General features: G+C 59.7%; 6 protein-coding genes. 3 read left to right on the top strand and 3 right to left on the bottom strand.

The annotated features are described in order from the left end of the window. Positions 1–698 (bottom strand): FAD-binding oxidoreductase (locus L0H65_RS15065; RefSeq protein ID WP_301459863.1); only part of this gene is annotated, 698 nt, incomplete at its 3' end. A 155-nt stretch (positions 699–853) separates the two neighbouring features. Between L0H65_RS15065 and L0H65_RS15060 the strand changes: the two genes are divergently transcribed. After that, positions 854–1,705, top strand: coding sequence for a LysR family transcriptional regulator (locus L0H65_RS15060; protein ID WP_301459862.1), 852 nt, complete (start codon positions 854–856; stop codon positions 1,703–1,705). On the opposite strand, the gene purS is transcribed toward L0H65_RS15060, so the two are convergent. Then, positions 1,702–1,941 carry a phosphoribosylformylglycinamidine synthase subunit PurS gene (gene purS, locus L0H65_RS15055; RefSeq protein ID WP_301459861.1) on the bottom strand — a complete coding sequence of 80 codons (240 nt, stop codon included), beginning with the start codon at positions 1,939–1,941 and terminating at the stop codon, positions 1,702–1,704. The two genes, L0H65_RS15060 and purS, sit on opposite strands and share 4 nt — an antisense overlap. Before the next feature lie 12 nt (positions 1,942–1,953). Beyond that, positions 1,954–2,715, bottom strand: coding sequence for a phosphoribosylaminoimidazolesuccinocarboxamide synthase (locus L0H65_RS15050; protein ID WP_301459860.1), 762 nt, complete (start codon positions 2,713–2,715; stop codon positions 1,954–1,956). Positions 2,716–2,907: 192 nt separating this feature from the next. Here L0H65_RS15050 and L0H65_RS15045 point away from each other — a divergent pair, with 192 nt between their 5' ends. Further along, positions 2,908–3,222 carry a DUF1476 domain-containing protein gene (locus L0H65_RS15045; protein WP_301459859.1) on the top strand — a complete coding sequence of 105 codons (315 nt, stop codon included), beginning with the start codon at positions 2,908–2,910 and terminating at the stop codon, positions 3,220–3,222. A gap of 171 nt (positions 3,223–3,393) precedes the next feature. Next, positions 3,394–4,419 carry a betaine--homocysteine S-methyltransferase gene (gene bmt, locus L0H65_RS15040; protein WP_301459858.1) on the top strand — a complete coding sequence of 342 codons (1,026 nt, stop codon included), beginning with the start codon at positions 3,394–3,396 and terminating at the stop codon, positions 4,417–4,419. Positions 4,420–4,568: the final 149 nt, after the last annotated feature.

Below are 4,568 nucleotides of genomic sequence, written 5' to 3'. Positions count from 1 at the left end.
TCAAACAGCATATATTGATGGCTCATCACCATCATCGGCACTTCGCGGCCAAACATGCGCCCGACCTCACGCGCATAATAACCGGCCGCATTCACCACATATTCGCAGCGCACCTCACCCTTTTCAGTAACAATAACCCACTCATCACCGTCTCGCCGCACGGCGGTCACCGGACAAAACCGCTCCACCCGCGCGCCCATGTTGCGCGCACCTTTGGCCAGTGCCTGCGTCAATTGCGCCGGGTCAATATCGCCATCATAGGGATCATACAAAGCACCCGCCAAGCCCTGCGTCTCCAGAAATGGATAGCGCGCCTTGATCTCGTCCGGCGCCAGGATGTCCAAATCCATCCCCTGATAGCGCCCCATGCCGACAACACGCCGAAACTCATCCATCCGCGCCGCCGTATGACCAAGGCGAACCGATCCGGTGACGTGGTAATTCATCGGATAGTCAACCTCGGCCCCCAACCCGCGATAAAGCTGCGCCGAGTACCGCTGCATATTCATGATCGACCATGACGCCGAAAATGTCGGCACATTCCCCGCCGCGTGCCAGGTCGAACCCGCCGTCAATTCGTTCTTTTCCAGCAACAGGCAATCGCTCCAACCCGCCCTAGCCAAATGATACAGACAAGATGCCCCAACCGCACCGCCGCCAATAATCACCACCCGCGCCGATGTCGGAAAATCCGCCATAGCTGCCCCCCTCATCTGTTCAAAAATATCCGCGCCGCAGGCATCCGACACCCGCCACCGGCAGAACCCTCACAAAAAACTATCCTCCCGAAACCAAACTCTTTCAATTCGGAGGTTTCGGCCTTATCAATCGGAAATTCCGATCAGGAGGCGCGATGCAACCCGACCTCATTGAAACCTTCCTCGATCTTGTCGAAACCCGCAGCTTCAATCGGACTGCCGAACGCCAGGGGCTGACGCAATCGACCATATCGGGCCGGGTGTCGTCGCTCGAATCCTCACTCGGGGTGCGGCTGTTCACCCGGTCGCGGGCGGGGACGGAGCTGACCACCGAAGGGCTGAAGTTTGAACCCCACGCCCGAACCCTGCGCCACGCTTGGGCAGAGGCGCGCCATTCCGTAACCCCGACTGGCGAAGCGGTGATCAATATCCGGCTGGGCATCCAAAGCGATCTTGCCCAGAACCACCTCGGAGACTGGATGCATGGGTTTCGCAAACATCTGCCCGATTGCGCCTTCTATATCGAACCGGATTTCTCGGCCCAGATGTGCCGTGATCTGACCTCCGGTGCGTCGGATTTCGCGGTGCTTTACACGCCCTACCCCTCGCCCGATTTGAATTTCACCTCATTGGGCGAAACCCGTTATCGGCTGATTTCATCCGAAACCGACAATCGCGCAGGCCTTCGACGGGAAACTTACATACGCGCAAGCTTTGCACCCGCCTTTGATGCCCACCACCGCATCGCCCTGCCGGAACTGCAAGAAACCCCCATCGCCGCAGGCCAAAGTGCCACGATCGCAGGGCTGCTGGCCAAACTCGGTGGCTCGGCCTATGTGCTGGACGTGATGGCTGCGGATATGATTGCCAGCGGTCACTTCCAGGCCGTCACAGACGCGCCCGTCATCCGACAGCCCGTCCATGCCGCAACCCATTTGCGCCACCGCATCTCAAAACTGCACCGACAACTTCTTCGGGTCGTCCAGCAAACCTTTACGACCAGCTAGACAATCTCAACCGAGTATTTCTCGATCACCGTATTCGCCAGCAGCTTGTCGCACATCGCCTTGACCTGCGCTTTTGCGGCCTCAACATCGTCGCCCGCAAGGTCCAGCTCAATCACTTTGCCCTGCCGCACGCCTTGCACACCTACGAAACCCAAAGTCCCGAGGGCGTGACGCACCGCTTCGCCTTGCGGGTCCAGAACCCCGTCTTTCAGCATGACATGCACACGAGCTTTCATCATCAGCGCCTTTCAGTTGATAAGGGTCGGCTTCGGCGTATGCGTAACATTGGAAGGCAGAACCCCCAGACGCCGCGCGAGTTCGGTGTAGACATCCGCCAATGGCACCGGGTCGCGCAACTGGTCATCGCGTTCCGACAGGTCAAGTCCGCGAATATCCCAAAGGCGGCAACTGTCGGGGCTGATTTCATCCGCAACGATCAGGCGCATGAAATCACCTTCCCAGACGCGGCCGATTTCCAGACGGAAATCCGCCAGCCGCACACCGACACCCAACATCACCCCGGTCAAAAAGTCATTCACCCGCAGCGCCAGCGCCACGATATCATCCAGATCCTGCTGATTGCCCCAGCCGAAGGCGACGATATGTTCCTCCGCCACCATCGGGTTGCCCAGCTTCTCATCCTTGACGTAATATTCGACAATCGGACGCGGCAAAGGGGTGCCAACAGCAATCCCCAAACGCTCGGACAAACCGCCGGCTGCATAGTTGCGCACCACGATTTCGAGCGGCAGAATCTCGGCCATACGGACCATCTGTTCGCGCATGTTCAGACGTTTGATGAAATGGGTCGGAACGCCGATGCTGTTCAGACCTGTCATGAAAAACTCTGACAACCGGTTGTTCAGCACACCTTTGCCCTCGACCGTCGCCTGCGGGGGCGAGGCATCGAGCGCGCCGTCATCCTTGAAATACTGGATCAGGGTGCCAGGTTCCGGTCCTTCATACAGGATCTTCGCCTTGCCTTCATAAACCTTCTTGCGACGCGCCATGAAGTCCCCGATTGTCCAGACAGCCAGATTGGCTGCGCGGGCGGCATTCTGCCACCGTTTTGCATACCCCACGCGCTATAGTGGAACCCGGCGCCGGTCGCAAGGCGGCGATATCGACGGCACAGCCCCCTTGCGGCAAACGCCCATGAAGGGCATATCAGAACCAAGCTGAACCAGAAGGAAGGGTCTTCCATGTCAACATTCGACGAGCGCGCCACTGCCTTTGAGGCCAAATTCGCCCATGACGCCGAAATGCAGTTTCGCGCCGAGGCGCGGTGCAACAAACTCGTTGGCCTCTGGGCCGCAGAGATTCTGGGCAAGACCGGCGACGATGCAACCGAATACGCGATGACGGTGGTTGCCGCCGATTTCGAAGAAGCCGGGAATGAGGATGTCGTGCGCAAACTCGCCGCCGATCTGACAGGCCGGGTCAGCGCGGATGAGATCCGCACCAAGTTGGCCACAACGCTCGCCGTTGCCAAGGCTCAGTTGATGAGCGAATTCTGAGCAGCGGCGCCGTCAGCGGGTACGCCCCTTGCGGCCCGACCTCCGATGTGTTGAACAATCGCACGCAGCTGAAAAGGATTTGGCTCCCCACAGCCTTGCGTGGCGGTTGGGAGAGAATCGCAACTCCCGCCCGATGACATACGGATTACCACGTCCCGAAAAGGCCATGACATGACCAATGCCGAAACCACGAACGCACTCTCGAAGCTGCTTGAAACCCGTGACTGGCTGCTGGCCGATGGTGCGACCGGCACCAATCTTTTCAACATGGGACTGGAATCGGGGGAGCCGCCGGAGTTCTGGAATATCGACAAGCCCGAAAACATCCGCCAGCTTTACAAAGGGGCTGTCGACGCGGGGTCCGATATTTTCCTGACCAACACCTTTGGCGGCAACGCCAGCCGCCTGAAACTGCACAAAGCGCAAGCCCGCGTGCATGATCTTAATCGCATTGGCGCAGAGATTGCGCGCGACGTGGCAGATGCCGCAGGTCGCCCGGTGGTGGTTGCAGGCTCGGTTGGGCCGACAGGCGATATTTTTGTTCCGATGGGCACTCTGACCCATGCGCTGGCGGTGGAAATGTTTCACGAGCAGGCCGAGGGGCTGAAGGCTGGCGGGGTTGATGTGCTTTGGGTCGAAACCATTTCCGCGCCGGAAGAATACAAGGCAGCGGCCGAGGCCGCGCGACTGGCCGGAATGCCCTGGTGTGGCACGATGAGTTTTGACACCGCAGGGCGCACGATGATGGGCGTCACCTCGGCCGCAATGGTTGATATGGTGGAAAAGCTGTCCAACCCGCCGCTTGCCTTCGGGGCCAATTGCGGCGTTGGCGCATCTGATCTGATGCGCACGGTTTTGGGCTTCGCCGCCCAAGGGTCGGAACGTCCGCTGATCGCCAAGGGCAACGCCGGGATCCCCAAATACCATGACGGCCATATCCATTATGACGGCACGCCCGACCTGATGGCGGAATATGCCGTGCTTGCGCGTGACGCCGGTGTGCGCATTATTGGCGGTTGCTGTGGCACCATGCCGGTGCACCTGACCGCGATGCGCAAGGCGCTGGAGGAACGCCCGAAAGGACCGCGCCCAACGCTGGAGCAGATCTCGGCGGCACTTGGCGGCTTTTCCTCCGCCTCGGACGGGACCGGCGATGATGCCAATGCACCCAAGCGGGAACGGCGCGGGCGTCGTTAATCCAACACATCAACAACGCCACATAACAGCCTGATACACATCAGAACAATCGAGGCTGATCTCCCGCGCAAGCGGGCGATCGGAACAGGTCGCAGCGCAGGTCCGGCAGCGACAGATGCAGGCCCGAACGCTCCCGCGCTACGGCAAAA

It is taken from the genome of Pseudorhodobacter sp. (assembly GCF_030452865.1).
Lineage (GTDB): Bacteria > Pseudomonadota > Alphaproteobacteria > Rhodobacterales > Rhodobacteraceae > Pseudorhodobacter.
The sequence above is the reverse complement of the archived record's forward strand: the minus strand, read 5'-3'. Positions and strand labels throughout refer to the sequence as shown.

Excerpts from the sequence above, each read along its gene's own strand:
- L0H65_RS15060 (WP_301459862.1), top strand. The coding sequence starts at position 854 with ATGCAACCCGACCTCATTGAAACCTTCCTCGATCTTGTCGAAACCCGC.
- purS (WP_301459861.1), bottom strand. The coding sequence starts at position 1,941 with ATGAAAGCTCGTGTGCATGTCATGCTGAAAGACGGGGTTCTGGACCCG.
- L0H65_RS15050 (WP_301459860.1), bottom strand. The coding sequence starts at position 2,715 with ATGGCGCGTCGCAAGAAGGTTTATGAAGGCAAGGCGAAGATCCTGTAT.
- L0H65_RS15045 (WP_301459859.1), top strand. The coding sequence starts at position 2,908 with ATGTCAACATTCGACGAGCGCGCCACTGCCTTTGAGGCCAAATTCGCC.
- bmt (WP_301459858.1), top strand. The coding sequence starts at position 3,394 with ATGACCAATGCCGAAACCACGAACGCACTCTCGAAGCTGCTTGAAACC.